Annotated in this window: 22 protein-coding genes, 2 tRNA genes and 1 pseudogene; 23 read left to right on the top strand and 2 right to left on the bottom strand. The window is 60.4% G+C overall.

Annotated elements, in window-relative coordinates; genetic code table 11:
• The first annotated feature begins 95 nt into the window (after positions 1-95).
• The 3 genes from dnaJ to PSOLE_RS02975 all read left to right on the top strand — a co-directional run bounded on the left by dnaJ (position 96) and on the right by PSOLE_RS02975 (position 2878).
• Entirely contained in the window at positions 96-1223 is a 1128-nt protein-coding gene (gene dnaJ, locus PSOLE_RS02985; protein WP_004424434.1) for a molecular chaperone DnaJ, read from the top strand.
• Between the two features lie 62 nt (positions 1224-1285).
• The gene (dapB, locus tag PSOLE_RS02980; protein ID WP_004424433.1) at positions 1286-2089 is read left to right on the top strand and encodes a 4-hydroxy-tetrahydrodipicolinate reductase; all 804 of its coding nucleotides are present in this window, start codon (positions 1286-1288) and stop codon (positions 2087-2089) included.
• Between the two features lie 57 nt (positions 2090-2146).
• A complete protein-coding gene (locus PSOLE_RS02975; RefSeq protein WP_004424432.1) occupies positions 2147-2878 on the top strand; it encodes a PmeII family type II restriction endonuclease in 732 nt (243 codons plus the stop codon).
• A 4-nt stretch (positions 2879-2882) separates the two neighbouring features.
• On the opposite strand, the gene PSOLE_RS02970 is transcribed toward PSOLE_RS02975, so the two are convergent.
• The gene (locus PSOLE_RS02970) at positions 2883-4295 is read right to left on the bottom strand and encodes a DNA cytosine methyltransferase (protein WP_074860144.1); all 1413 of its coding nucleotides are present in this window, start codon (positions 4293-4295) and stop codon (positions 2883-2885) included.
• 277 nt (positions 4296-4572) lie between these two features.
• Here PSOLE_RS02970 and carA point away from each other — a divergent pair, with 277 nt between their 5' ends.
• From carA to PSOLE_RS02950, 4 genes are read left to right on the top strand one after another with little or no spacing between them, the layout of a single operon-like run.
• The gene (gene carA / locus PSOLE_RS02965) at positions 4573-5721 is read left to right on the top strand and encodes a glutamine-hydrolyzing carbamoyl-phosphate synthase small subunit (protein WP_074860145.1); all 1149 of its coding nucleotides are present in this window, start codon (positions 4573-4575) and stop codon (positions 5719-5721) included.
• A 36-nt stretch (positions 5722-5757) separates the two neighbouring features.
• Entirely contained in the window at positions 5758-8979 is a 3222-nt protein-coding gene (gene carB, locus PSOLE_RS02960; protein ID WP_074860147.1) for a carbamoyl-phosphate synthase large subunit, read from the top strand.
• The gene (gene greA, locus PSOLE_RS02955) at positions 8976-9452 is read left to right on the top strand and encodes a transcription elongation factor GreA (RefSeq protein ID WP_074860149.1); all 477 of its coding nucleotides are present in this window, start codon (positions 8976-8978) and stop codon (positions 9450-9452) included. Before carB ends, greA begins: the two co-directional genes overlap by 4 nt.
• Positions 9430-9870 (top strand): hypothetical protein, encoded by a 441-nt coding sequence (locus tag PSOLE_RS02950; RefSeq protein ID WP_004424423.1) that lies wholly within the window; start codon positions 9430-9432, stop codon positions 9868-9870. The genes greA and PSOLE_RS02950 overlap by 23 nt, the downstream gene beginning before the upstream one ends.
• A gap of 26 nt (positions 9871-9896) precedes the next feature.
• On the opposite strand, the gene yhbY is transcribed toward PSOLE_RS02950, so the two are convergent.
• A complete protein-coding gene (yhbY, locus tag PSOLE_RS02945) occupies positions 9897-10208 on the bottom strand; it encodes a ribosome assembly RNA-binding protein YhbY (RefSeq protein WP_004424422.1) in 312 nt (103 codons plus the stop codon).
• 90 nt (positions 10209-10298) lie between these two features.
• On the opposite strand from yhbY, the pseudogene rlmE reads away from it, so the two are divergent.
• The 16 genes and pseudogenes from rlmE to PSOLE_RS02865 form a co-directional block, all read left to right on the top strand.
• A pseudogene (rlmE, locus tag PSOLE_RS02940) lies at positions 10299-10920 on the top strand (23S rRNA (uridine(2552)-2'-O)-methyltransferase RlmE).
• A 173-nt stretch (positions 10921-11093) separates the two neighbouring features.
• On the top strand, positions 11094-13007 hold the full coding sequence (gene ftsH / locus PSOLE_RS02935; RefSeq protein WP_074860151.1) for an ATP-dependent zinc metalloprotease FtsH: 1914 nt from the start codon (positions 11094-11096) through the stop codon (positions 13005-13007).
• 8 nt (positions 13008-13015) lie between these two features.
• A complete protein-coding gene (folP, locus tag PSOLE_RS02930; protein ID WP_074860153.1) occupies positions 13016-13867 on the top strand; it encodes a dihydropteroate synthase in 852 nt (283 codons plus the stop codon).
• 169 nt (positions 13868-14036) lie between these two features.
• Positions 14037-15374 (top strand): phosphoglucosamine mutase, encoded by a 1338-nt coding sequence (gene glmM, locus PSOLE_RS02925; RefSeq protein ID WP_074860155.1) that lies wholly within the window; start codon positions 14037-14039, stop codon positions 15372-15374.
• A 65-nt stretch (positions 15375-15439) separates the two neighbouring features.
• Positions 15440-16195: a triose-phosphate isomerase gene (tpiA, locus tag PSOLE_RS02920; RefSeq protein WP_074860157.1), complete on the top strand. Its 756-nt coding sequence runs from the start codon at positions 15440-15442 to the stop codon at positions 16193-16195.
• A gap of 3 nt (positions 16196-16198) precedes the next feature.
• Complete coding sequence (secG, locus tag PSOLE_RS02915; RefSeq protein ID WP_074860159.1) at positions 16199-16576, top strand: preprotein translocase subunit SecG; 378 nt, start codon at positions 16199-16201, stop codon at positions 16574-16576.
• Positions 16577-16583: 7 nt separating this feature from the next.
• Positions 16584-16669, top strand: a tRNA-Leu gene (locus tag PSOLE_RS02910).
• Between the two features lie 97 nt (positions 16670-16766).
• Positions 16767-16843 (top strand) — tRNA-Met (locus PSOLE_RS02905).
• A 129-nt stretch (positions 16844-16972) separates the two neighbouring features.
• A complete protein-coding gene (gene rimP, locus PSOLE_RS02900) occupies positions 16973-17431 on the top strand; it encodes a ribosome maturation factor RimP (RefSeq protein WP_004424406.1) in 459 nt (152 codons plus the stop codon).
• Positions 17432-17592: 161 nt separating this feature from the next.
• On the top strand, positions 17593-19074 hold the full coding sequence (nusA, locus tag PSOLE_RS02895) for a transcription termination factor NusA (RefSeq protein WP_074860162.1): 1482 nt from the start codon (positions 17593-17595) through the stop codon (positions 19072-19074).
• Between the two features lie 27 nt (positions 19075-19101).
• On the top strand, positions 19102-21588 hold the full coding sequence (infB, locus tag PSOLE_RS02890; RefSeq protein ID WP_074860164.1) for a translation initiation factor IF-2: 2487 nt from the start codon (positions 19102-19104) through the stop codon (positions 21586-21588).
• A gap of 109 nt (positions 21589-21697) precedes the next feature.
• Positions 21698-22090 carry a 30S ribosome-binding factor RbfA gene (gene rbfA / locus PSOLE_RS02885; RefSeq protein ID WP_004424397.1) on the top strand — a complete coding sequence of 131 codons (393 nt, stop codon included), beginning with the start codon at positions 21698-21700 and terminating at the stop codon, positions 22088-22090.
• Positions 22091-22093: 3 nt separating this feature from the next.
• Positions 22094-23014 (top strand): tRNA pseudouridine(55) synthase TruB, encoded by a 921-nt coding sequence (gene truB, locus PSOLE_RS02880; RefSeq protein ID WP_074860166.1) that lies wholly within the window; start codon positions 22094-22096, stop codon positions 23012-23014.
• A gap of 170 nt (positions 23015-23184) precedes the next feature.
• Positions 23185-23454, top strand: coding sequence for a 30S ribosomal protein S15 (rpsO, locus tag PSOLE_RS02875; protein WP_074860168.1), 270 nt, complete (start codon positions 23185-23187; stop codon positions 23452-23454).
• 171 nt (positions 23455-23625) lie between these two features.
• Positions 23626-25731, top strand: coding sequence for a polyribonucleotide nucleotidyltransferase (gene pnp / locus PSOLE_RS02870; RefSeq protein ID WP_074860171.1), 2106 nt, complete (start codon positions 23626-23628; stop codon positions 25729-25731).
• 133 nt (positions 25732-25864) lie between these two features.
• Positions 25865-26147, top strand: a 283-nt coding sequence (locus tag PSOLE_RS02865; protein ID WP_211281476.1) for a transposase, incomplete at its 3' end; no start/stop codon positions are given.

Raw genomic sequence — 26147 nt, 5'->3', positions numbered from 1 at the left:
CCACCGTCGCTCGCGACGGGCAGGTTTCGCCGCGCGGGAGTCTTCTCCCGCGTCGGCGTATCTGGAGCTCACGAATCTGAGAGTGCAGCACAACTATGGCAAAACGTGATTATTACGAGATCCTGGGGGTCGAGCGCGGCGCTAGTGAAGCCGAGCTGAAGAAGGCCTATCGGCGCCTGGCGATGAAATATCACCCGGACCGCAACCCGGACGATAAAGACGCCGAAGAGAAATTCAAGGAGGCCAACGAGGCCTACGAAGTGCTTTCCGACGCCAGCAAGCGTTCAGCCTACGACCAGTACGGCCACGCCGGGGTCGACCCGCAGATGGGCGGTGGCGGCGGTGCCGGTTTCGGTGGTGCCAACTTCTCCGACATCTTCGGCGATGTCTTCAGCGACTTCTTCGGCGGTGCTCGCGGCGGCTCGCGCGGTGGCGCTCAGCGTGGCAGTGACCTGCGCTATACCCTGGAGTTGGATCTGGAAGAAGCGGTGCGTGGCACGACCGTGACCATCCGTGTTCCGACCCTGGTCGGTTGCAAGACCTGTGATGGCAGCGGTGCCAAGAAGGGCGCCAGCCCGGTCACTTGCACAGCTTGCGGTGGTATCGGTCAGGTGCGCATGCAGCAGGGCTTCTTCTCGGTACAGCAGACCTGCCCGCGCTGCCATGGCAGCGGCAAGATGATCACCGACCCTTGCGGCAGCTGTCACGGTCAGGGGCGCGTGGAAGAGAGCAAGACGCTGTCGGTCAAGGTGCCGCCAGGTGTCGATACCGGTGATCGCATTCGCCTGTCCGGCGAAGGTGAGGCTGGTGCGCATGGCGGTCCGGCCGGTGATCTCTACGTGGTGGTCAACGTCCGTGAGCATGCGATCTTCCAGCGTGATGGTAAGCATCTGTATTGTGAAGTGCCGATCAGCTTCGCTGATGCTGCCCTGGGTGGCGAACTGGAAGTGCCGACCCTCGATGGTCGGGTCAAGCTGAAGATCCCCGAGGGCACGCAGACCGGCAAGCTGTTCCGCTTGCGCGGCAAAGGCGTGGCCCCTGTTCGTGGTGGCGCGGCTGGCGACCTGATGTGTCGGGTCGTGGTGGAAACGCCGGTCAACCTGAACAAGCGTCAGCGCGAGTTGCTCGAAGAGTTTCGCAAGTCGCTGCAGGGTGACGATTCCCACTCGCCCAAGGTCAGCGGCTGGTTCGAGGGCGTAAAGCGCTTCTTCGGCGACGTATAAAACAGCGTATCGGGCGCGGATCTCGTCCGCGCCTCGATGCGTCAGCTTGGAGCTGAATTGCTATGCAACGTATCGCAGTAATGGGCGCCGCCGGGCGCATGGGCAAGATTCTGATCGAAGCCGTACAGCAGACCGAGGGCGCCGCGCTCAAGGCCGCCATCGATCGTCCCGACAGCAGCCTGATCGGCGCCGACGCCGGTGAGCTGGCCGGTCTGGGCAAGATCGGCGTGAAGCTGGTTGGCGATCTGGCGTCGGTGGTTGCCGATTTCGACGTGCTGATCGACTTCACCCACCCCTCGGTAACCCTGAAGAACCTGGAAGTCTGCCGTCAGGCAGGTAAGGCCATGGTCATCGGTACCACCGGCTTCTCTCCTGAGGAAAAACAGCTGCTGGTTGAGGCTGCCAAGCAGATTCCCATTGTCTTTGCTGCCAACTACAGCGTGGGCGTCAACCTGTGCCTGAAGCTGCTGGATACCGCCGCCCGTGTGCTGGGCGACGACGTGGATATCGAGATCATCGAAGCCCATCACCGGCACAAGGTCGATGCGCCGTCCGGCACTGCGCTGCGCATGGGTGAAGTGGTGGCCGATGCACTGGGGCGTGATCTGCACAAGGTTGCCGTGTACGGTCGTGAAGGTCAGACCGGCGCGCGTGAGCGTGAAACCATCGGTTTTGCCACCGTACGTGCCGGCGATGTGGTGGGCGATCACACCGTGCTGTTCGCCGCCGACGGCGAGCGTGTGGAAATCACGCACAAGGCCTCCAGCCGCATGACCTTTGCCAAGGGGGCGGTGCGTTCGGCGCTGTGGTTACAGGGGCGTGAGGCTGCCCTGTACGACATGCAGGATGTGCTGGGCCTGAAATAGGGCAAAGGGAGGCGGGAGCTTGCCTCCCGCTCGTGCATGGATGTTCTGGGGTAACTGATGACGCCTTTGAATCTGGATGACGTGGCCCGCTACGTCGAACTGAACATTGGTGCCTTCCACGAGAAGCGCATCGCCAGTCTGGAGCGCCTGAAACTCAAGGACGTGCTCAAGCGCAAGAACCCCTACATGTACAGGGCCAAGCACGTGCTGACCGCGGAGCAGATCATTCGCGGCATCGTCGATGCGCACATTTCCTCCAACGAGGAGACGCTGTTCGGTGACTGGCTGGAGGGACTGGCCATTTTCATCAATGGCCAGGTCTACGGTGGCTGGAAGTCCGGTATTACCGGCGTCGATCTTGAGTTCGATCGCGACGGACGGCGCTACATCGTGGCCATCAAGTCCGGCCCGAACTGGGGCAACAGTTCGCAGATCGGTCAGATGAAAACCAATTTCCTGACCGCGCAGCGCACCTTGCGCACGGGTAATTCCGGTTTGCAGGTCGTCGCTGTCAATGGCTGCTGCTATGGCCGCGACAACAACCCGGACAAGGGCAGCTACTACAAATACTGCGGTCAGCGCTTCTGGTCATTCATCTCGGGGGACGACCAGCTCTACGTGGAGCTGATCGAGCCGCTGGGCTTCAAGGCGCGCGAACGCAACGACGAGTTCGCTGAAAGCTACGGGCAGATGATCAACAAGTTCACCCGTGAATTCACCCTCGAATTCTGTGACGAGCAGGGCTCCATCGACTGGACGCGCCTGCTGCGTTTCAATTCCGAGGCCTGAATCATCAGCTGATCGCCAGCTCCAGTTGCGCCTTGCGTCGTTGCTGCTCGAAGGCCTTGCGCCATTCTTCATGGCAGGTGGCCTGGTAGCGCGAGAAGCGGAAATTGCGTGGTGCCTCTTTTGCCTTGCCTGTCAGCAGATCCCGCAACAGTTTGCCAACGGCATGTCCCAGGCTGATCGGAACGGCATTGCCGACCTGTTTGTATTGCTGGATCAGTGGTCCGGCCAGTTGCCAGTCATCCGGAAACTCCTGGATGCGTTTGTATTCCTCGATCGACAGCGGACGATCCGCTTCCGGGTGTGCCAGGTCGGTGGCTGGCATGGCGGGGTGCGTTACCAGGGTGGGTGATGGTTTGTCCCAGGCCAGGCGACGCAGGAAGCCGGTCTTGCCGCCTCCGGCGAAGTAGGATTTGCCCAGTGCCTCACGCTGCTGATCCTCGGGCAGGTTGCGCCAGTTCTGCCCGGCCTTGAGTAGGCGATAGAAGCGCAGGCGCTTTTCCGGGAAGTTCAGGTGGTTGTGGTTGTTCAGTCCCTCCAGTGCCTGGCGGACAGTGCGCCAGGCCGGTAGCCCTTGAGCACCGTCCTCGCTGTGGGTCGGTGTCAGGAAGGGCGCAGGTTTGCCATCTCGTGAGCAGATGATGATGACGCGCTCACGAATCTGGGGCGTGCCGAAGTTGGCCGAGTTGTAAAGGTTGAACGAGCTGGCGTAGCCGGCGTTGCTCAATTTGCTCAGCACGAAGTTGAGTGCGCCGCCTTTCATCTCGTCTAGGGAAAGATCCGGGAAGTCCGGGCCGCGTTGATCATGCGGGCGGTGATCCATCGGGCAAGACAGCAGGCCGCGCACGTTCTCGATCACGATGTAGGGTGGCCTGATCTCCAGGGCCAGGTCGATAAACTTCAAGAAAGCATTGCCGCGCTCGTCATTAAACGCTTTGCGCTTTCCTGCGGTGCTGAACGCTTGGCAGGGAGGGCCACCGATAATGACGTCGATTTCTTCACGAGAAACGCCGGCAGCCTCGATCACCTGCTCGGCCGTGCAGGTATTGATGTCGCCTAACAGCGCCGTATTGGGGCGATTCAGGGCAATGGTCTGGCGACAGTATTTGTCGAGCTCGCAGGCCAGGCGGATATCGAAACCGGCCTTTTCCATGCCCAGATCAAGCCCCATGGCGCCGGAAAAGAAGCTCAGGGCGATGGGGGCGTTCTTGTCGCGCTTGGGCGCGTGATAGGCAGGATGATCCTCTGCAATCATGTGTGCTGTTTTCAATCCGTATTGGGTCACGCTTTGCGGGTCGATTATCCAGGTCTTGCCGACTCGCTCTGCGTCGACCTTTTGGGTTCTGCAGAGCGTTCGGGTGCGCTGCGGGCTTATCTGAAGCTGGCGCGCCGCTTCTTCGATGCTGAGCTTGGTACTCATGTGGGGTTTCTCATACGAAACCTGCAGGAGGTACCAATGGTTTCCCGGCATCTTGTAGCTGTCAACCCTGAGCTGGGAAAACCATGGTGGGAGTGAAAGCCTTTTTGGTCTTTGCGCCTTTCGATTTCGAGGGTTTTCCTGTAGGCTTCCTGTTTTAGTGTGTCCACTAAAAGTTACGCAGAATGGCTCAAATAAAAAAGCGGGATGACCTTCACACGTCATCCCGCTTTTTTACAACCTGCGTTTGCTTCAAGCCTTGATCGAGACGGAGGTCTTCTTGACTAAGCCAGCCCCCAAACCTGCCATTTTGGCCCTTGCTGACGGCAGCATTTTTCGCGGCGATTCCATCGGGGCCGATGGCCAGACGATCGGAGAGGTGGTGTTCAACACCGCCATGACCGGCTATCAGGAAATCCTTACCGATCCATCCTATGCCCAGCAGATCGTTACCCTGACTTACCCGCACATCGGCAACACCGGCACCACGCCGGAAGATGCCGAGTCCAACCGCGTCTGGGCCGCTGGTCTGATCATTCGCGACCTGCCGCTGATTTCCAGCAACTGGCGCGACAAGCAACCGCTCGATGAGTACCTGAAGGAAAATGGCACCGTCGCCATCGCCGGTATCGATACCCGTCGCCTGACCCGCATCCTGCGTGAGAAAGGCTCGCAGAATGGCTGCATTCTGGTGGGTGACGACGCCACCGAAGAAAAGGCCCTGGAACTGGCGCGCAGCTTCCCCGGCCTCAAGGGCATGGATCTGGCCAAGGAAGTCACCTGCGACAAGCCATACGAATGGCGCTCCAGCGTGTGGAATCTGGAAAACGACAGCCACCCGGAAGTCGCTGCTGCCGAGCTGCCATACCACGTGGTTGCCTATGACTACGGCGTCAAGCTGAACATTCTGCGTATGCTGGTTGCCCGTGGCTGCCGCCTGACCGTGGTACCGGCACAGACTCCGGCCAGTGACGTGCTGGCGCTCAATCCTGATGGCGTGTTCCTCTCCAACGGTCCTGGCGATCCCGAGCCGTGCGACTACGCGATCCAGGCGATCAAGGAAGTCCTGGAAACCGATATTCCGGTATTCGGCATCTGTCTCGGCCACCAACTGCTGGCCCTGGCCTCCGGCGCCAAGACCCTGAAAATGGGTCATGGCCACCACGGTGCCAACCACCCGGTACAGGATCTCGACACGGGCGTGGTGATGATCACCAGCCAGAACCACGGTTTCGCCGTGGACGAGAACAGCCTGCCGAGCAATGTGCGGCCGATTCACAAGTCGCTGTTCGATGGCACCCTGCAGGGCATCGAGCGTACCGACAAGGACGCTTTCAGCTTCCAGGGTCACCCGGAGGCCAGCCCCGGCCCGCACGATGTGGCTCCATTGTTCGACCGCTTCATCGAAGCCATGGCCAAGCGCCGCTAAGCCTGCCGACTGACCCAAGGATTCGAGAGTAAGAAAATGCCAAAACGTACAGACATCAAAAGCATCCTGATCCTCGGTGCCGGCCCCATCGTCATCGGCCAGGCCTGTGAGTTCGACTACTCCGGCGCACAAGCGTGCAAGGCGCTGAAGGAAGAAGGTTTTCGCGTCATTCTGGTGAACTCCAACCCGGCCACCATCATGACCGACCCGGCCATGGCCGACGCCACCTACATCGAGCCGATCAAGTGGGCCACCGTGGCCAAGATCATCGAGAAGGAGCGCCCGGACGCACTGTTGCCGACCATGGGCGGCCAGACCGCGCTGAACTGCGCCCTGGACCTGGAAAAGCACGGCATCCTGGAGAAGTTCGGCGTCGAGATGATCGGTGCCAACGCCGACACCATCGACAAAGCCGAAGACCGTTCGCGCTTCGACAAGGCGATGAAGAGCATCGGCCTGGCCTGCCCGGTTTCCGGCATCGCCCACAACATGGAAGAAGCGTACGGCGTGCTGGAGCAGGTGGGCTTCCCGTGCATCATCCGTCCGTCCTTCACCATGGGCGGTACCGGTGGCGGCATCGCCTACAACCGTGAAGAATTCGAGGAAATCTGCGCCCGCGGCCTGGATCTGTCGCCGACCAGCGAACTGCTGATCGACGAGTCGCTGATCGGCTGGAAGGAATACGAGATGGAGGTGGTCCGTGACAAGAAGGACAACTGCATCATCGTCTGCTCCATCGAGAACTTCGACCCGATGGGGGTACACACCGGTGACTCGATCACCGTGGCGCCGGCACAGACCCTGACCGACAAGGAATACCAGATCCTGCGTAACGCCTCGCTGGCAGTGCTGCGCGAGATCGGCGTGGAGACCGGCGGTTCCAACGTGCAGTTCGGCATCTGCCCGAACACCGGTCGTATGGTCGTCATCGAAATGAACCCGCGTGTATCGCGTAGCTCGGCGCTGGCCTCCAAGGCCACCGGCTTCCCGATCGCCAAGATTGCCGCCAAGCTGGCTGTCGGCTACACCCTCGATGAGCTGTCCAACGACATCACCGGCGGGCGTACCCCGGCGTCGTTCGAGCCGGCGATCGACTACGTGGTGACCAAGGTGCCGCGCTTCGCCTTCGAGAAATTCCCGAAAGCCGACGCCCGCCTGACCACTCAGATGAAATCCGTGGGCGAAGTCATGGCCATCGGCCGTACCTTTCAGGAGTCCATGCAGAAAGCCCTGCGCGGCCTGGAAGTGGGCGTTGCCGGCTTCGATCCGAAGCTCGACCTGAACGACCCGGAGGCTGAAAGCACTCTGCGTCGCGAGCTGACCGTGCCCAGTGCCGACCGCATCTGGTACGTGGCCGATGCCTTCCGCGCCGGCAAGAGCGTCGCCGAAGTGTTCGAGCTGACCCGTATCGACGAGTGGTTCCTGGTGCAGATCGAAGATCTGATCAAGGACGAGGCTACCGTGCAGACCTTGGGTCTGTCGGCCATCGACCGTGACCTGATGTTCAAGCTCAAGCGTAAGGGCTTCTCCGATGCGCGCCTGGCCAAGCTGCTGGGTGTGTCCGAGAAGAGCCTGCGTGCTCATCGCCACAAGCTGAAAGTGCTGCCGGTGTACAAGCGTGTGGACACCTGCGCCGCCGAATTCGCCACTGACACCGCCTACATGTACTCGACCTACGAGGAAGAGTGTGAGGCCAATCCGTCGAGCCGCGAGAAGATCATGATCCTCGGCGGTGGCCCCAACCGTATCGGCCAAGGCATCGAGTTCGACTACTGCTGCGTACACGCCGCGCTGGCCATGCGTGAAGACGGTTACGAGACCATCATGGTCAACTGCAACCCGGAAACTGTCTCCACCGACTACGACACCTCCGATCGCCTCTACTTCGAGCCAGTGACACTGGAAGACGTGCTGGAAATCGTCCGCGTCGAACAGCCGAAAGGCGTGATCGTGCAGTACGGCGGCCAGACGCCGCTGAAGATCTGCCGCGCCCTGGAAGAAGCCGGCGTGCCGATCATCGGCACCAGCCCTGAGGCCATCGACCGCGCCGAAGACCGCGAGCGCTTCCAGCAGATGGTGCAGCGCCTCAACCTGCGTCAGCCGGCCAACGCCACTGCGCGCAGCGAAGACGAGGCCCTGGCCCTGTCGAAGAACATCGGTTACCCGATGGTGGTGCGTCCGTCCTACGTACTGGGCGGCCGGGCGATGGAAATCGTCTACCAGGAAGAAGAACTCAAGCGCTATATGCGCGAAGCGGTGAAAGTCTCCAACGACAGCCCGGTGCTGCTCGATCGCTTCCTCAACTGCGCCATCGAAGTGGACGTGGATGCGGTGTGTGACGGCGAGACCGTGGTGATCGGCGCGATCATGCAGCACATCGAACAGGCTGGCGTGCACTCCGGTGACTCCGCCTGCTCGCTGCCGCCGTACTCGCTGCCGATGCACATCCAGGACGAGATCCGCGAACAGGTCAAGAAAATGGCCCTGGAACTCGGCGTCGTCGGCCTGATGAACGTGCAGATGGCCGTACAGGGCGAAGACATCTACGTCATCGAAGTGAACCCGCGCGCCTCGCGTACCGTGCCGTTCGTCTCCAAGTGCGTTGGCGAGTCGCTGGCCAAGGTCGCTGCGCGCGTCATGGCCGGCAAGAGCCTGGCCGAGGCCGGTTACAGCAAGGAAATCATCCCGCCGTTCTTCAGCGTCAAGGAAGCGGTGTTCCCCTTCGCCAAGTTCCCGGGTGTCGACCCGATCCTCGGCCCAGAGATGAAATCCACCGGTGAGGTAATGGGCGTCGGTGATACCTTCGGCGAAGCCTTCGCCAAGGCGCAGCTGGGTGCCAGCGAGATTCTGCCGAACTCCGGTTGCGCGTTCATCAGCGTGCGTGAGGATGACAAGCCGGAAGCCGTTCAGGTCGCCCGTGACCTGGTCGCACTGGGTTTCGAGGTGGTTGCCACTGCCGGCACCGCCAAGGTGATCGAGGCCGCCGGTCTGCCGGTACGCCGTGTGAACAAGGTGACCGAAGGTCGTCCGCATGTGGTCGACATGATCAAGAATGATGAGGTCACCCTGATCATCAACACCACCGAGGGGCGTCAGTCCATCGCTGACTCCTACTCGATCCGTCGTAACGCCCTGCAGCACAAGATCTACTGCACCACCACCATCGCGGCGGGTCAGGCGGTCTGTGAAGCGCTCAAGTTCGGTCCCGAGAAGACCGTGCGTCGGCTGCAGGATCTGCATGCAGGAATCAAGGCATGAACAAGTACCCCATGACCGTCCAGGGTGCTCGCGCCCTGGAAGAAGAGCTGGCGCACCTGACCAAGGTGCGTCGCCCCGCACTGAGTCAGGCGATTGCCGAGGCACGCGAGCTGGGCGATCTCAAGGAAAACGCCGAATACCACGCCGCGCGTGAAGAGCAGGGCATGGTCGAGGCGCGTGTGCGTGATATCGAGGGTCGTCTGCAGAACGCGGTGATCATCGATGTCACTACCATCGAGCACACCGGCAAGGTGATCTTCGGCACCACGGTGGAAATCGCCAACGTCGACACCGACGAAAGCGTGACCTACCAGATCGTTGGCGAGGACGAAGCCGACATCAAGCAGGGCAAGATTTCTGTCGGTTCGCCTATCGCTCGTGCCCTGATCGGCAAGAATGAGGGCGATGTGGTGGCAGTGCAGACCCCCAGTGGCCTGATCGAGTACGAGATTGTCGAAGTCCGTCATATCTAAACCGCAACAACCGTCGCGGGCCGCTGCCGTTAGCTGGCAGCTGGCCCAGACTCTCTGGGTCGGCGGCTTGTGGTTGTTGCAGTTCGTCATTCTGCCGGCCATCGGCCAAAGCGGTCTGGCGCCTCTGCTGGTGCAGGAGATAGCCACGCGGCTGGTGCCGCTACTGGTCGGTCTGACAGCGGTATGCGTTGCGCTGCAGGCTTTTGCCTTGCTGCGCAGTGAAGGTCTGTCGAGTCTGTTGCGGGATATACGTGGGCAACTACTGCTGACCGTTGCGGCCATGGCCCTGAGCTACTTCGCTGTGCTGCGTTACTGGCCCGATGCCGAGCGCTGGCTGCGATTCAGTTACTTGGTGATGGCCTTTTGCGGTCTGTTGCTGGTACTGCAACCGGTTCCGGGTAAATTGCGCGGCGCCTGACGTCTGACAGGCGCTGCACGCAGCCGTCAGCCCTGGTAACGAATCACGTTGGACAGGTTGCGATTGGGCTTGGGGTTCTTGCGATAGAGCAGGGCGACCTTGCCAATCGACTGAACCAGTTCGGCACGTCCACTTGCGCACAGGGCAGCGATGGCGGCCTGGCGATCCTCGCGTTCGGTGAGGCGCAGTTGTACCTTGATCAGCTCGTGATCGTTCAGGGCGCGATCCAGTTCGGCCAGTACGCCCTCGGTCAAACCATTGTCCGCCACGATCAATACAGGTTTCAGGTGGTGGCCGATAGATTTGAATTGTTTCTTCTGCTCTTGAGTGAGCGGCATAATCGTCAGTACCTAATTCGGTCAGGAAAACGGCGCTTATCTTACCCGAGCCCGCGCAGTTATTCATGACCCGTTGAATCCGAGGCTTCAGTGGCACGTTCCAAGACCAGCCAGCGTTGGCTGAAAGAACATTTCGACGATCCTTACGCGAAGATGGCGCAGAAAGATGGCTATCGTTCGCGCGCCAGCTACAAGTTGCTGGAAATCCAGGAGAAGGATCGCATCCTGCGTCCCGTCATGACCGTGGTCGACCTTGGTGCCGCGCCGGGTGGCTGGTCGCAGGTCACCAGCCGGGTAATCGGCGACAAGGGCCGTCTGATCGCTTCCGACATTCTGGAGATGGGTAGCATCCCCGACGTTACCTTCATTCAGGGCGACTTTAGCGACGATGCGGTGTTCGCGCGGATTCTCGAGGCTATCGGTGAAAATCCGGTCGACCTTGTTATTTCCGATATGGCCCCCAATATGAGTGGGGTAAGGACTGCCGACCAAGCGCGCGATGTACCTGTGCGAGCTGGCGCTGGATCTGGCCGGGCGGGTTTTGCTTCCGGGCGGCGATTTCCTGATCAAGATTTTCCAGGGCGAAGGTTTCGATGCGTATCACAAGCAGGTGCGTGAGACCTTCGACAAGGTGCAGATGCGCAAGCCGCTGTCGTCGCGCGATCGCTTGCGCGAGCAGTACCTGCTGGCACGTGGTTTTCGGGGTGCATGACACGAAACTGAGACCTGCTCTGCCGGTCTCAGTGTGGGAAACCTCATAAAGGGTTACAGACGGTGCCTGCGGGATGCAGGCGTTTGGTGTAAGTTAGGTCGGTATATCACTGGTCGTCATGGGAAGCCTGCTTCGCCAAGAGGCCTGCTTCAGAGGGTAGCTAATTGAACGATATGGCAAAGAATCTGATTCTGTGGCTGATCATCGCGGCGGTGCTGGTCACCGTGATGAATAACTTTTCCAGCCCGAGCGAGCCGCAGACACTGAGCTACTCGCAATTCATCGAGCAGGTGAAGGAAGGGCGTGTCGAGCGCGTGACCGTCGACGGTTACGTGATCACCGGCAAGCGTACCGACGGCGAGGGCTTCAGGACCATCCGTCCGGCCATCCAGGACGGCGGTCTGATCGGTGATCTGATCGACAACAATGTGGTCATCGAAGGCAAGCTGCCTGAGCAGCAGAGCATCTGGACTCAGCTGCTGGTCGCCAGTTTCCCGATTCTGGTCATCATCGCCGTGTTCATGTTCTTCATGCGCCAGATGCAGGGCGGTGTCGGTGGCAAGGGCGGGCCGATGAGCTTCGGCAAGTCCAAGGCGCGTTTGCTCTCCGAAGATCAGGTCAAGACCACCTTCGCTGACGTTGCCGGGTGCGACGAGGCCAAGGAGGAGGTGAGTGAACTGGTCGAGTTTTTGCGCGATCCGGGCAAGTTTCAGCGTCTTGGCGGGCGTATTCCTCGCGGCGTGCTGATGGTCGGCTCGCCAGGTACTGGTAAAACCTTGCTGGCCAAGGCCGTTGCCGGTGAAGCGAAAGTACCGTTCTTCACCATTTCCGGTTCCGACTTCGTCGAAATGTTCGTCGGCGTGGGTGCGTCCCGCGTGCGTGACATGTTCGACCAGGCCAAGAAACATGCGCCGTGCATCATCTTCATTGACGAGATCGACGCCGTGGGTCGCCATCGTGGCGCCGGCATGGGCGGTGGTCACGACGAGCGCGAGCAGACCCTCAACCAGTTGCTGGTGGAGATGGACGGCTTTGAAATGAATGATGGCATCATCGTCATTGCCGCCACCAACCGCCCTGACGTTCTGGATCCGGCGCTGCTGCGTCCCGGTCGTTTCGACCGCCAGGTAGTCGTTGGTTTGCCGGATATCCGTGGTCGCGAGCAGATTCTGAAAGTGCACATGCGCAAGGTGCCGGTGGGTGACGACGTCAATCCGGCGGTCATTGCCCGTGGTACGCCGGGCTTCTCCGGTGCCGATCTGGCCAACCTGGTCAACGAGGCTTCGCTGTTCGCAGCCCGTGCCGGCAAGCGCCTGGTGGAAATGAAGGAATTCGAGCTGGCCAAGGACAAGATCATGATGGGCGCCGAGCGCAAGACCATGGTCATGTCCGACAAGGAGAAGCTCAACACCGCTTACCACGAGGCGGGCCACGCCATCGTCGGTCGTCTGGTGCCCGAGCATGATCCGGTCTACAAGGTGTCCATCATTCCGCGTGGTCGTGCTCTGGGCGTGACCATGTTCCTGCCGGAAGAGGATCGTTACAGCCTGAGCAAACGTGCACTGATCAGTCAGATCTGCTCGCTGTTCGGTGGCCGTATCGCCGAGGAAATGACCCTGGGCTTCGACGGCGTCACCACGGGTGCGTCCAACGACATCATGCGCGCCACTCAGTTGGCCAAGAACATGGTGACCAAGTGGGGTTTGTCCGAGAAGCTGGGCCCGCTGATGTATGCCGAAGAGGAGGGTGAAGTATTCCTCGGTCGCAGCATGGGCAGCCAGAACAGCAATGTCTCCGGCGAAACCGCCAAGCTGATCGATGAAGAAGTGCGCCGCATCATCGATGAATGCTACGCCACGGCCAAGAAGCTGCTGGTAGAGAACCGTGACAAGCTCGATGCCATGGCCGAAGCACTGATGAAGTACGAAACCATCGATGCCGAGCAGATCGACGACATCATGAATGGTCGCGAGCCTCGTGAGCCGCGCGGCTGGGATGGTGGCGGTGACTCCGGTGCTCCGCAGGCCAAGGTCGACGAGCCAGATCGTTCTGAAAAGCCCATTGGTGGGCCGGCGGCCGAGCACTAAGGTTTCATATGTCTCAAGCGCAACACCCGAGCCGGCTACCCTGTGGTAGCCGGCTTCTTGATTTGTCCCGTCCGCAGGTGATGGGCATCCTCAATGTCACTCCGGATTCTTTCTCTGACGGTGGGCGCTTTACGGCGCGCGATGCTGCATTGCGTCACGCCGAGCAGATGGTCGCCGCGGGTGCGACGCTGATCGATATCGGTGGTGAGTCCACCCGCCCGGGCGCCCGTGCCGTTTCGCCGACCGAGGAGCTGGAGCGGGTCGTGCCAGTGGTCGAGGCCATTGCGCGTAATCTGGACGTGATCATCTCCGTGGATACCTCGACTCCGGCCGTCATGCGCGAAAGTGCGCGAGTGGGCGCGGGGCTGATCAATGACGTGCGCTCGTTGCAGCGCGATGGCGCTCTGGATGCGGCTGTCGATACCGGTCTGCCGGTGTGTCTGATGCATATGCGCGGCGAGCCCGGGAACATGCAGGATGATCCGCAGTATCCGGATATCGTCGCTGAGGTACGTGATTTTCTCGTCGAGCGCATGGCCATCTGCGCGACAGCCGGTATTCCCGCTGAGCGGATCCTGCTCGATCCGGGCTTTGGATTTGCCAAAACCCTGGAGCACAATCTCGCCCTGTTCAAGCGCATGAGTGAGCTCTCTGCGTTGGGGCGGCCCTTGCTGGTTGGTGTGTCACGCAAGAGCATGATCGGCAAGGTGCTTGGTCACGAGGTTGGTGGTCGTCTCTACGGTAGTCTGGCATTGGCTGCTCTGGCCTTGACCAAAGGCGCACATATTCTGCGTGTGCACGATGTCGCCGAAACGGTGGACGTGGTGCGCATGATCGCTGCGGTTGAAGCGGCACAATAGCGGGCTTATGAAAACGTAGGCGAGGCGGTCTGGGCCAGGCAAAAACAGCCGAGAAACGCTCGGAGCCGCGCTCGACTTTACGTGTTGTAAATGAGCATTTTGAGGCTGTTTTAAATGACGGCCAGACAACGCAGGTAGTTTTCAATAGCCTGCTAACAAGGAAAGCGTTATGGCTAGAAAGTACTTCGGCACCGACGGCATTCGTGGTCGTGTTGGCCAGTTTCCCATTACTCCGGATTTCATGCTCAAGCTCGGTTGGGCGGCTGGCATGGCGTTTCGCAAGCAGGGCAAGTGCCGCATCCTGATCGGTAAGGACACGCGCATTTCCGGCTACATGTTCGAATCCGCGCTGGAGGCTGGTCTGGCTGCCGCGGGCGCGGACGTGCAACTGCTCGGTCCGATGCCGACGCCTGCAATTGCCTATCTGACCCGTACCTTCCAAGCTGATGCCGGTATCGTCATCAGTGCCTCGCACAATCCGCATGACGACAATGGCATCAAGTTCTTCTCCAGTGAGGGCACCAAGTTGCCCGATGATGTCGAGGCGATGATCGAAGAGCTGCTCGATCAGCCGATGACCGTGGTCGAATCTGCCGGGATCGGTAAGGCTTCGCGGATCAACGATGCCTCCGGTCGCTACATCGAGTTCTGCAAGGGTAGTGTGCCCAGTGGTACCAGCTTCAAAGGCCTGAAGATCGTCATCGATTGCGCCCATGGCGCTGCCTACAAGGTCGCGCCTAGCGTGTTTCGCGAGCTGGGTGCGGAGGTTCGGGTGATTTCGGCGCAGCCCGACGGGCTGAATATCAACGACGGTTGCGGTTCCACGCACATTGCCGCGCTGCAGGCTGAAGTGGTCGCACAGCAGGCTGATCTGGGTATCGCCTTCGATGGCGATGCTGATCGTGTGCTGATGGTCGACCAATATGGTGCGGTGGTCGATGGTGATGAGCTGTTGTTCATCATTGCGCGTGATCTGCAGGAGCGTGGGCGGCTGCGTGGTGGTGTGGTCGGCACGCTGATGAGCAATCTCGGGCTGGAACTGGCTCTGGCCGATCTGAACATCCCATTCATTCGCGCCAATGTCGGCGATCGTTATGTGATCGCTGAATTGTTGGCGCGCAACTGGCAGCTCGGTGGCGAGAATTCCGGGCACCTGGTGTGCTTCCAGCACACCACGACTGGCGATGCGATTATTGCGGCCCTGCAGGTTTTGATGGCGCTCAAGCGCCGCGGTCAGAGCCTGGTTGATGCGCGCAGTGATCTGAAGAAGTGTCCGCAGGTGCTGGTCAATGTGCGATTCTCCGGTGCTGTCGATCCGCTCGAGCATCCGTCGGTGAAGGAAGCCTGCGCGCGGGTGACCGAGAGCATGGCTGGACGTGGTCGAGTGTTGCTGCGCAAGTCCGGCACCGAGCCTCTTTTGCGCGTGATGGTCGAAGGTGATGACGAAGCTGCCGTGCGCAGCTATGCCGATGAATTGGCTAAGATTGTTGCTGAAGTCTGTGCATGATTGCGCTTGCTACGCGCAGGGCTCTTGGGTAACATCTGCGCCCTCTTTGATCGACGAGGTAGAACATGCGTCGCCCCTTGGTCGCCGGTAACTGGAAAATGCACGGTACCCGCGCCAGCGTCGCAGAGCTGATTGAAGGGTTGCGTCAGCAGGACTTGCCTGCCGATGTCGAGGTCGCGGTGTTCCCCTCCAGTCTGCATATCGCTCAGGTCGTCGAAGGCCTGGATGGCAAGGCTGTAAAGGTTGGAGCGCAGGATTGCGCGGCGCAAGTCGAGCAGGGCGCCTTGACCGGTGAGCTTGCGGTCAGTCAGTTGGTCGATGGCGGCTGTGGGTTGGTGCTGGTGGGTCATTCCGAGCGTCGCCTGATTCTGGGTGAGAGTGACGAAGTGATCGTGCGCAAGTTTGCTGCAATTCAGGCTGCCGGCCTGGTGCCGGTGCTCTGTGTCGGTGAGACGCGTGAGCAGCGCGAAGCGAGTGAAACGCTGGATGTGGTGGGCGGCCAATTGGCTGCAGTGATCGATGCCCTGGGTGTCGAAGCGCTAAAGAATGCCGTAGTTGCCTATGAGCCTGTCTGGGCCATTGGTACAGGGTTGACCGCTACGCCTGAGCAGGCTCAGGAAGTGCACGCAGCAATCCGTGCGCAAGTTGCGCAGCTCGATGCTGGTGTCGCGAGCGGGCTGAGAATTCTTTATGGTGGCAGTGTGAAGGCCGCCAGTGCTGCCGAGTTGTTCGGCATGCGAGATATCGATGGGGGGCTCGTGGGTGGAGCCTCTCTGAATGCGGATGAATTCGGTGCGATCTGTCGCGCTGCAGGAAACTGAAGAATGCTGGAAACAGTCATTGTTGTTCTGCACCTGCTGGGTGCGATCGGGATTGTAGTGCTGGTGCTGTTGCAGCAGGGTAAAGGCGCTGACGCGGGTGCGTCGTTCGGTTCGGGTGCTTCGGCAACTGTATTCGGAAGCCAAGGTTCCTCTACCTTTCTGAGTAAGTTTACTGGTATACTTGCCGCGGCTTTTTTCATTACCAGCTTGGGTTTAGCGTTCTTTGCTAAAGAAAAAGCTGATGCACTGACTCAAGTTGGTCTGCCAGATCCAGCGGTTCTGGAAGTTCAACAAAAACCGGCTGTCGAAGATGTGCCGGTGCTCGAAGAGCAAGCTCCAGCATCCGATGCTTCGGATGTGCCGGAGGCTCCAGGGCAGTAACAGTTTTGCCGAGGTGGTGGAATTGGTAGACACGCTACCTTGAGGTGGTAGTGGCCATAGGCTGTAGGGGTTCGAGTCCCCTCCTCGGTACCATACTCAAGAAAGCCCGCAGTTCGCGGGCTTTCTTGTTGCTGGAGTGTTTGGTTGACCCTTGCCAGGGGGTGGCCGTATAATTCCGGCCTAGCTTTGACGCGGGGTGGAGCAGTCTGGTAGCTCGTCGGGCTCATAACCCGAAGGTCGTAGGTTCAAATCCTGCCCCCGCAACCAGTTTCAGCAGGCCCCTTTTCAGGGGCTTTTTGTTAGCTGAAAGACAGTGTCCGTTGGTATTTACGGCGGATTGATGGGATGGGCGTTTCGCCCATTTTTTATTTGCACAGCATGCACGAGGGCCGTTAAGTGTCGAGCAAGCTAGAACAGTTGCAGGCCTTGTTGGCCCCAGTAATCGAGGCACTCGGTTACCAATGTTGGGGCATCGAGTTCCTGTCGCAGGGGCGTCATTCGCTGCTGCGTGTCTATATCGATAAAGCCGATGGCATCCTGATCGACGATTGTGAAATCGTCAGCCGTCAGCTCAGTGGTGTACTCGATGTCGAGGATCCGATTACCTCGGAGTACACACTGGAAGTTTCTTCTCCTGGCATGGATCGTCCGTTGTTCACCCTCGAACAGTTTGCGACGCATGCCGGTGAACAGGTGAAGATCAAGCTGCGTTCGCCTTTCGACGGGCGTCGTAACTTCCAGGGCCTCCTTCGCGGTGTGGAGGAGCAGGACGTGGTAGTTCAGGTGGATGACCACGAGTATCTGTTGCCGATCGACCTGATCGACAAGGCCAATATCATCCCCCGATTTGATTGAGATGCGGATTCTGTGGCGCTGCTGGACTGTCGATTGTCGGCGCAGCGCAAGCGACACAGATGGCGCGAAGGTAGCGCGGTAGCGCACGTATTTTGGCGCCGATGGCGTAAGCGTGACGCGGACTGTGCAGAACCAATGGATTGCGAAAGGCGAGGCGTACGATGAGCAAAGAAGTACTGCTGGTTGTTGAGTCGGTATCCAACGAGAAGGGTGTGCCGGCCGGCGTGATTTTCGAGGCGCTGGAGCTGGCTCTGGCGACCGCGACCAAGAAACGTTTCGAGGACGAGGTCGATCTGCGTGTGTCGATCAATCGTCAGAACGGTAGTTACGAAACTTTCCGCCGCTGGACCGTGGTCGATGAGTCCGAGTTCGAGGACCCGGCCTATCAGGTGACCGAGGACATGCCGCAGGCCGTTGAGGCCAACGCCAAGATCGGTGACGTGCTCGAAGAGAAGGTCGATTCCATCGAGTTCGGTCGCATCGCCGCGCAAACCGCCAAGCAGGTCATCGTGCAGAAAGTGCGCGAGGCTGAGCGTGCTCAAGTGGTAGACGCCTACCGCGAGCGGCTGGGTGAGATCGTCTCCGGCACCGTCAAGAAGGTCACCCGCGACAACGTCATCGTCGACCTGGGCAACAACGCCGAGGCGCTGCTGGCCCGTGAAGACATCATCCCGCGCGAGACTTTCCGCGTGGGTGTGCGTCTGCGTGCCCTGCTCAAGGAAATTCGTACCGAGAACCGCGGCCCGCAACTGATCCTGTCGCGTACCGCGCCGGAAATGCTGATCGAGCTTTTCCGCATCGAAGTACCGGAAATCGCCGAAGGGCTGATCGACGTCAAGGCTGCCTCCCGTGATCCGGGTTCGCGCGCTAAGATCGCCGTACGCTCCAAGGACAAACGTATCGACCCGCAAGGCGCCTGCATCGGCATGCGCGGTTCGCGTGTCCAGGCCGTTTCCGGCGAACTGGGTGGCGAGCGTGTGGATATCGTGCTGTGGGACGACAACCCCGCGCAGTTCGTGATCAATGCCATGTCGCCGGCTGAAGTGGCTGCGATCATCGTCGATGAAGATGCCCATGCCATGGACATCGCCGTCGCCGAAGACAACCTGGCGCAGGCCATCGGCCGTGGCGGTCAGAACGTGCGCCTGGCCAGTCAGCTGACTGGCTGGACGCTGAACGTGATGACCGAAGCGGATATCCAGGCCAAGCAACAGGCAGAAACCGGCGACATCATGCAGTCCTTCATCGATGAGCTGGAAGTCGACGAAGAACTGGCTCAAGTCCTGATCGAAGAGGGTTTCACCAGTCTCGAAGAGATTGCCTACGTACCCATGGAAGAAATGCTCAGTATCGACGGCTTCGACGAGGAGATCGTCAATGAGCTACGTGCACGGGCTAAGGATCGTCTGCTGACCAAGGCGATCGCCAACGAGGAGAAGTTGGCCGATGCCCATCCGGCAGATGATCTGCTGGAACTGGAAGGCATGGACAAGGCGCTGGCTCTCGAGCTCGCGCTGCGCGGCGTGATTACCCGTGAAGACCTGGCCGAGCAGTCGATCGACGACCTGCTCGACATCGACGGCATCGACGAAGAGCGTGCCGGCAAGCTGATCATGGCCGCTCGAGCCCACTGGTTCGAATAAGCGGTTGCGGCCTGAGGAGAAAGATGCATGACGCAAGTCACGGTAAAAGAACTGGCCAAAGTGGTCGACACCCCGGTTGAGCGCCTGCTGCAGCAGATGCGTGAAGCCGGCCTGTCCCACGACAGTGCCGAACAGGTAGTGACCGATAGTGAGAAGCAGGCCTTGCTGGCCCATCTCAAGAGCAGTCACGGCGACAAGGTCGAAGAGCCGCGCAAGATTACCTTGCAGCGCAAGACCACCAGCACCCTGCGTGTTGCTGGCAGCAAGACCATCAGCGTGGAAGTGCGCAAGAAGAAGACCTTCGTCAAGCGCAGCCCGGAAGAGCTCGAAGCCGAGAAGCAGCGTGAGCTGGAAGCTCAGCAGGCTGCTGCCGAAGCCGAGCGCCTGAAAGCCGAGGAAGAAGCCAAGCGCAAGGCCGAAGAAGAAGCCAAGCGTCAGGCAGCCACGGCGACCAGCCCAGCGTCCGCACCTGCTGCTGCGCCAGCTCCGGTCAGCGAGCCGGTTGTTGCCGCTCCGGTCGTCGACGCCGAGCGCAAGAAAGAGGAAGTGCGTCGCCCCGAGAAGGCGCGCAGTGACGAAGACGAGCGCCGTGAGCGCAAGCACGCACAGCACCGCCCGACCCTCAAGGAAAAGGCGCCGGCGCCGCGTGTCGCGCCGCGTAGTGTTGACGAAGAGAGCGACGGCTTCCGTCGTGGTGGTCGTGGCAAGGCCAAGATGAAGAAGCGCAACCAGCACGGCTTCCAGAGCCCGACTGGTCCTATCGTGCGTGACGTATCGATTGGCGAGACCATCACCGTTTCCGATCTGGCCCAGCAAATGGCCATCAAGGGTGCGGAGATCGTCAAGTTCATGTTCAAGATGGGCACCCCGGTGACCATCAACCAGGTGCTGGATCAGGAAACCGCTCAACTGGTCGCCGAAGAGTTCGGTCACAAGGTCAAGCTGGTCAGCGACAACGCCCTGGAAGAACAACTGGCCGAATCCCTGAAGTTCGAGGGTGAAACCTTCCATCGTGCACCGGTCGTGACCGTGATGGGCCACGTCGACCATGGTAAGACTTCGCTGCTCGACTATATCCGTCGTGCCAAGGTGGCTTCCGGTGAAGCCGGTGGTATCACCCAGCACATCGGTGCCTACCACGTCGAAACCGAGCGCGGCATGGTCACCTTCCTCGATACCCCCGGTCACGCTGCGTTCACCCAGATGCGTGCTCGTGGTGCCAAGGCCACCGATATCGTCATTCTGGTCGTCGCCGCTGACGACGGCGTGATGCCGCAGACCCAGGAAGCCGTACAGCATGCGAAAGCAGCCGGCGTGCCGATCGTGGTCGCGGTGAACAAGATCGACAAGCCCGATGCCAACCCGGATAACATCAAGAACGGCCTGGCCGCTCTCGACGTGATCCCGGAAGAGTGGGGCGGCGATGCACCTTACGTGCACGTGTCGGCCAAGATGGGTACCGGCATCGACGAGCTGCTCGAAGCCGTACTGCTGCAGGCTGAAGTTCTCGAGCTGAAAGCCACGCCGTCGGCCCCGGGTCGTGGTGTGGTGGTCGAATCGCGTCTGGACAAGGGCCGTGGCCCGGTGGCCACCGTGCTGGTTCAGGACGGTACCCTGCGTCAGGGCGACATGGTCCTGGTTGGCGTCAACTATGGCCGCGTGCGTGCCATGCTTGACGAGAACGGCAAGCCGATCAAGGAAGCCGGTCCTTCCATTCCGGTCGAGATCCTCGGCCTCGATGGTACGCCGGATGCCGGTGATGACATGACCGTGGTCGCCGACGAGAAGAAGGCCCGCGAAGTTGCCCTGTTCCGTCAAGGCAAGTTCCGTGAGGTCAAGCTGGCCCGTGCTCACGCCGGCAAGCTGGAAAACATCTTCGAGAACATGGGCCAGGAAGAGAAGAAAACCCTCAACATCGTCCTCAAGGCCGATGTGCGTGGTTCTCTGGAAGCCCTGCAGGGCTCGCTCAGCACCCTGGGTAACGACGAAGTGCAGGTGCGTGTGGTCGGTGGCGGCGTCGGTGGTATCACCGAGTCCGATGCCAACCTGGCGCTGGCTTCCAACGCCGTGCTGTTCGGCTTCAACGTCCGTGCTGACGCTGGTGCGCGCAAGATCGTCGAGGCCGAAGGCCTGGACATGCGCTACTACAACGTCATCTACGACATCATCGAAGACGTCAAGAAGGCGCTCACCGGTATGCTCGGCAGCGATGTTCGCGAGAACATCCTGGGCACCGCCGAAGTGCGTGATGTGTTCCGTTCGCCGAAGTTCGGCGCTGTCGCTGGCTGCATGGTCATCGAGGGCACCGTCTACCGCAACCGTCCGATCCGCGTACTGCGCGAGGACGTGGTGATCTTCGAAGGCGAGCTGGAATCGCTGCGTCGCTTCAAGGACGACGTTGCCGAAGTGCGCAACGGCATGGAGTGCGGTATCGGCGTGAAGAGCTACAACGACGTCAAGGTCGGCGACAAGATCGAAGTGTTCGAGAAAGTCCAGGTGGCTCGCAGCCTGTAATCGCGAGTCGCAACACGCAACGCCCGGCCCCGCATTCGCGCGGCCGGGCGTTTGCCGCTTTTGAGTCCGCTGGCGAACAGGCAGCGGAGGAAGTAAAGGTAACGAGAAAATGGCCAAAGATTACAGCCGTACCCAGCGTATCGGCGACCAGATGCAACGCGAACTGGCCCAGCTTATTCGGCGTGAGGTCAAGGATCCGCGTCTGGGGCTGGTGACCATCACCGCAGTCGACGTCAGTCGTGATATCGGTCACGCCAAGGTCTTCATCACCGTCATGGGGCAGGATGATGCCGAGGCGATCAAAGAGAGCCTCAAGGTACTCAACGACGCGGCCGGTTTCCTGCGCATGCAGCTGGGCAAGGCGATGAAGCTGCGCAGCGTGCCACAGCTGCACTTCCACTACGACGAGAGCGTCCAGCGCGGTGCTCACCTGTCGGCACTGATCGAGCGTGCCGTGGCGGAAGATCGTCTGCACGACGACACCGCGGGTTCCAAGGAGTAAGGCGTGGCGCAGGTCAAACGTATTCGCCGCAAGGTCGACGGCATCATCCTGCTCGACAAGCCGCACGGTTTCACCTCCAACGCCGCGCTGCAAAAGGTGCGTTGGCTGCTCAATGCCGAGAAGGCCGGTCACACCGGTAGCCTCGACCCGTTGGCCACCGGTGTACTGCCGCTGTGTTTCGGTGAGGCGACCAAGTTTTCTCAGTATCTGCTCGACGCTGACAAGGGCTACGAGACCGTCGCTCAGTTGGGTGTCACCACCACCACTGGTGATGCCGAAGGCGATGTTATCGAACGGCGCCCGGTGACCGTCGGTCGCGCCGAGATTGAGGCGCTGTTGCCGCGTTTTCGCGGTGAAATCAAACAGATACCACCAATGTACTCGGCCTTGAAGAAGGATGGTCAGCCACTCTACAAGCTGGCTCGTGCGGGTGAAGTAGTGGAGCGCGAAGCGCGTTCTGTTACTATTGCGCGCCTGGAACTGCTGGCCTGCGAAGGCGAGCAGGCCCGTCTGGCGGTTGATTGCAGCAAAGGCACCTATATTCGTACGCTGGTCGAGGACCTCGGCCAGTTGCTCGGCTGCGGTGCACATGTCGCCAAGTTGCGTCGTACCAAGGCCGGCCCGTTCGATCTGGCGCGTACCGTGACGCTGGAAGAACTGGAGGCTGCACACGCCGAAGGTGGTAACGAGGCGCTGGATCGCTTCCTGCTACCGGCCGATAGCGGTCTGCAGGACTGGCCGCTGCTGCAGTTCTCCGAGCACAGTGCGTTCTACTGGTTGCAAGGGCAGCCGGTGCGAGCGCCGGAAGCACCGAAGTTCGGTATGGTGCGGGTGCAGGATCACAATGGTCGCTTCATCGGCATCGGTGAAGTGAGTGACGATGGGCGTATCGCCCCGCGTCGATTGATTTATACCGGTGCGTAGCACCGAACGGTTCGGCCGAGAAGGCTGAAAGCCTGATGCTGACGACGTCGTCATCAGGTGCTGCGAGGGTGGCTGTTAGTAGGCACGGTCATACCTCTTTTTAAAACACGGGGAGCGATTCCCGGCCTATTGAGACTGCTTCGGCAGTTTCCAGATGAGAGGAAGCCAACATGGCACTCAGCGTTGAAGAAAAAGCCCAGATCGTTAACGACTACAAGCAAGCTGAAGGCGATACCGGTAGCCCGGAAGTGCAGGTTGCCCTGCTGACCGCCAACATCAACAAGCTGCAAGGCCACTTCAAGGCCAACGGTAAAGATCACCACAGCCGTCGTGGTCTGATCCGTATGGTGAACCAGCGCCGCAAGCTGCTGGACTACCTGAAGGGTAAAGACTCCAGTCGTTACAGCGCCCTGATCGGTCGCCTGGGCCTGCGTCGTTAATAGACGCGAGCTGCGCAAGTTGGAAGCTGGGAGTTCGGCGTCGCGAGTGGGGAGTGATCCTCAGCTCGTGGCGCTGGGCTTCCAGCTTTTGGCTTTTCGAGGGATGCATCGGGTCCGACTCCCGCGCCTCTTTCCAATTTCCCCCAAGGCAACAAAGAGAAGGAAAACACCGTGAACCCGGTAATCAAGAAATTCCAGTTCGGTCAGTCGACCGTTACCCTCGAGACTGGCCGCATTGCCCGTCAAGCCTCCGGCGCAGTGCTGGTCACCGTTGACGACGACGTCAGCGTGCTGGTCGCCGTAACCGGCGCCAAGACTGCCGACCCAAGCAAGGGCTTCTTCCCGCTGTCCGTGCACTATCAGGAAAAGACCTACGCTGCCGGCAAGATCCCCGGCGGTTTCTTCAAGCGTGAAGCACGTCCTTCCGAGAAAGAAACCCTGACCTCGCGTCTGATCGATCGCCCGATCCGTCCGCTGTTCCCGGAAGGCTTCCAGAACGAAGTGCAGGTCATCTGCACCGTGGTTTCCACCAGCAAGAAGACCGACCCGGACATCGCTGCGATGATCGGTACCTCGGCTGCCCTGGCCATCTCCGGTATCCCGTTCAACGGCCCGATCGGTGCTGCGCGCGTTGCCTTCCACCCGGAAACCGGCTACCTGCTGAACCCGAACTACGAGCAGCTCAAGGCTTCCAGCCTGGACATGGTCGTGGCCGGCACCAAGGACGCCGTGCTGATGGTCGAATCGGAAGCCAAAGAGCTGACCGAAGACCAGATGCTGGGCGCCGTACTGTTTGCCCATGAAGAATTTCAGGTGGTCATCCAGGCTGTTGCCGAGCTGGCCGCTGAAGCCGGCAAGCCGACCTGGGACTGGCAGCCGAAGCCGGAAAACACCGCGCTGCTGAATGCCATCCGTAGCGAGTTCGGCGAGGCGATTTCCCAGGCCTACACCATCACCGTCAAGCAGGACCGCTACGCGCGTCTGGGCGAGCTGCGTGATCAGGTCGTGGCCAAGTTCTCCGGTGAAGAAGGTCAGCCTACTGCCGGTGAAGTCAAGGAAGCCTTTGGCGAGATCGAATACCGCACCGTGCGCGAGAACATCGTCAACGGCAAACCGCGTATCGATGGTCGTGACACCCGCACCGTGCGTGGCCTGAACATCGAAGTCGGTGTACTGGACAAGACCCACGGTTCGGCGCTGTTCACCCGTGGCGAAACCCAGGCGCTGGTGGTGGCTACCCTCGGTACCGCCCGCGACGCACAGCTGCTGGACACCCTCGAAGGCGAGAAGAAAGACCCCTTCATGCTGCACTACAACTTCCCGCCGTACTCGGTCGGTGAGTGTGGTCGCATGGGCGCCACTGGCCGCCGCGAAATCGGCCACGGCCGTCTCGCCCGTCGTGGCGTTGCCGCTATGCTGCCGAGCGCTGACGAGTTCCCGTACACCATCCGCGTGGTATCGGAAATCACCGAGTCCAACGGTTCTTCCTCCATGGCTTCGGTGTGCGGCGCTTCCCTGGCGCTGATGGACGCCGGTGTGCCGATGAAGGCACCGGTTGCCGGTATCGCCATGGGTCTGGTGCTCGAGGGTGAGAAATTCGCCGTGCTGACCGACATCCTCGGTGACGAAGATCACCTGGGCGACATGGACTTCAAAGTAGCCGGTACCGCCAAGGGTGTTACCGCGCTGCAGATGGACATCAAGATCCAGGGCATCACCGAAGAGATCATGGAGCAGGCGCTGGAGCAGGCGCTGGAAGCGCGTCTGAACATCCTTGGTCAGATGAACCAGGTCATCGCCCAATCGCGCAGCGAGCTGTCGGCTAACGCGCCAACCATGATTGCGATGAAGATCGACCAGGACAAGATCCGCGACGTCATCGGCAAGGGTGGTGCCACCATCCGCGCCATCTGCGAAGAGACCAAGGCTTCGATCGATATCGAAGACGACGGCTCGATCAAGATCTTCGGCGAAACCAAGGACGCGGCCGAGGCTGCCAAGCAGCGCGTGCTGGCCATCACTGCCGAAGCCGAGATCGGCAAGATCTACGTCGGCAAGGTCGAGCGCATCGTCGACTTCGGTGCCTTCGTCAACATCCTGCCGGGCAAGGACGGTCTGGTGCACATCTCCATGCTCAGTGATCAGCGCGTGGAGAAGGTCACCGACGTGCTGCAGGAAGGCCAGGAAGTGAAGGTACTGGTACTGGACGTGGACAACCGCGGCCGTATCAAACTGTCGATCAAGGACGTAGCTGCTGCCGAGGCCTCTGGCGTCTAAGCACGGTTCGCCTGTTCGAACGAGAGGGCTCCTGCGGGAGCCCTTTTTTGTGGTGCGCCAGGCATGGCGCGCAACCGTCCGCACCAGATACTGACGCCGCGCTTCGTAACCTGAGCCGGTATAATCCGGCGCCATGAAATTTGGCGCCGACAACCTTCCCGACGATCCCGTCCTGCTCAAGGCTCTGATTCTGCAGTTGCAGGAAGAGAACGCCTTGCTGCGCCACAAGCTGTTCTCGCCCAAGTCCGAGCGCAGCTCTGAAGACGCCGACTCACCGCAGTTGGCCATGTTCAACGAGGTCGAAGAGCTGATCGAAGCGCCGGCCGCCGAGCCAGCCGAAGCCGAAGCCGAAGAAGTCGTTGCGCCGGTCAAGCGCCGTGGCAAACGCAAGCCGCTGCCGGCCAACCTGCCGCGTG

It is taken from the genome of Pseudomonas oleovorans subsp. oleovorans (assembly GCF_002197815.1).
Lineage (GTDB): Bacteria > Pseudomonadota > Gammaproteobacteria > Pseudomonadales > Pseudomonadaceae > Aquipseudomonas > Aquipseudomonas oleovorans.
Note: the sequence above shows the minus strand (reverse complement) of the source record. Positions and strands in the feature narration are given on the sequence as shown.

Coding starts and splice junctions, on each gene's coding strand:
- carB (WP_074860147.1), top strand. CDS start 5,758: ATGCCAAAACGTACAGACATCAAAAGCATCCTGATCCTCGGTGCCGGC.
- nusA (WP_074860162.1), top strand. CDS start 17,593: ATGAGCAAAGAAGTACTGCTGGTTGTTGAGTCGGTATCCAACGAGAAG.
- PSOLE_RS02970 (WP_074860144.1), bottom strand. CDS start 4,295: ATGAGTACCAAGCTCAGCATCGAAGAAGCGGCGCGCCAGCTTCAGATA.
- dnaJ (WP_004424434.1), top strand. CDS start 96: ATGGCAAAACGTGATTATTACGAGATCCTGGGGGTCGAGCGCGGCGCT.
- ftsH (WP_074860151.1), top strand. CDS start 11,094: ATGGCAAAGAATCTGATTCTGTGGCTGATCATCGCGGCGGTGCTGGTC.
- folP (WP_074860153.1), top strand. CDS start 13,016: ATGTCTCAAGCGCAACACCCGAGCCGGCTACCCTGTGGTAGCCGGCTT.
- tpiA (WP_074860157.1), top strand. CDS start 15,440: ATGCGTCGCCCCTTGGTCGCCGGTAACTGGAAAATGCACGGTACCCGC.
- rbfA (WP_004424397.1), top strand. CDS start 21,698: ATGGCCAAAGATTACAGCCGTACCCAGCGTATCGGCGACCAGATGCAA.
- greA (WP_074860149.1), top strand. CDS start 8,976: ATGAACAAGTACCCCATGACCGTCCAGGGTGCTCGCGCCCTGGAAGAA.
- dapB (WP_004424433.1), top strand. CDS start 1,286: ATGCAACGTATCGCAGTAATGGGCGCCGCCGGGCGCATGGGCAAGATT.
- secG (WP_074860159.1), top strand. CDS start 16,199: ATGCTGGAAACAGTCATTGTTGTTCTGCACCTGCTGGGTGCGATCGGG.
- infB (WP_074860164.1), top strand. CDS start 19,102: ATGACGCAAGTCACGGTAAAAGAACTGGCCAAAGTGGTCGACACCCCG.
- PSOLE_RS02975 (WP_004424432.1), top strand. CDS start 2,147: ATGACGCCTTTGAATCTGGATGACGTGGCCCGCTACGTCGAACTGAAC.
- rpsO (WP_074860168.1), top strand. CDS start 23,185: ATGGCACTCAGCGTTGAAGAAAAAGCCCAGATCGTTAACGACTACAAG.
- glmM (WP_074860155.1), top strand. CDS start 14,037: ATGGCTAGAAAGTACTTCGGCACCGACGGCATTCGTGGTCGTGTTGGC.
- yhbY (WP_004424422.1), bottom strand. CDS start 10,208: ATGCCGCTCACTCAAGAGCAGAAGAAACAATTCAAATCTATCGGCCAC.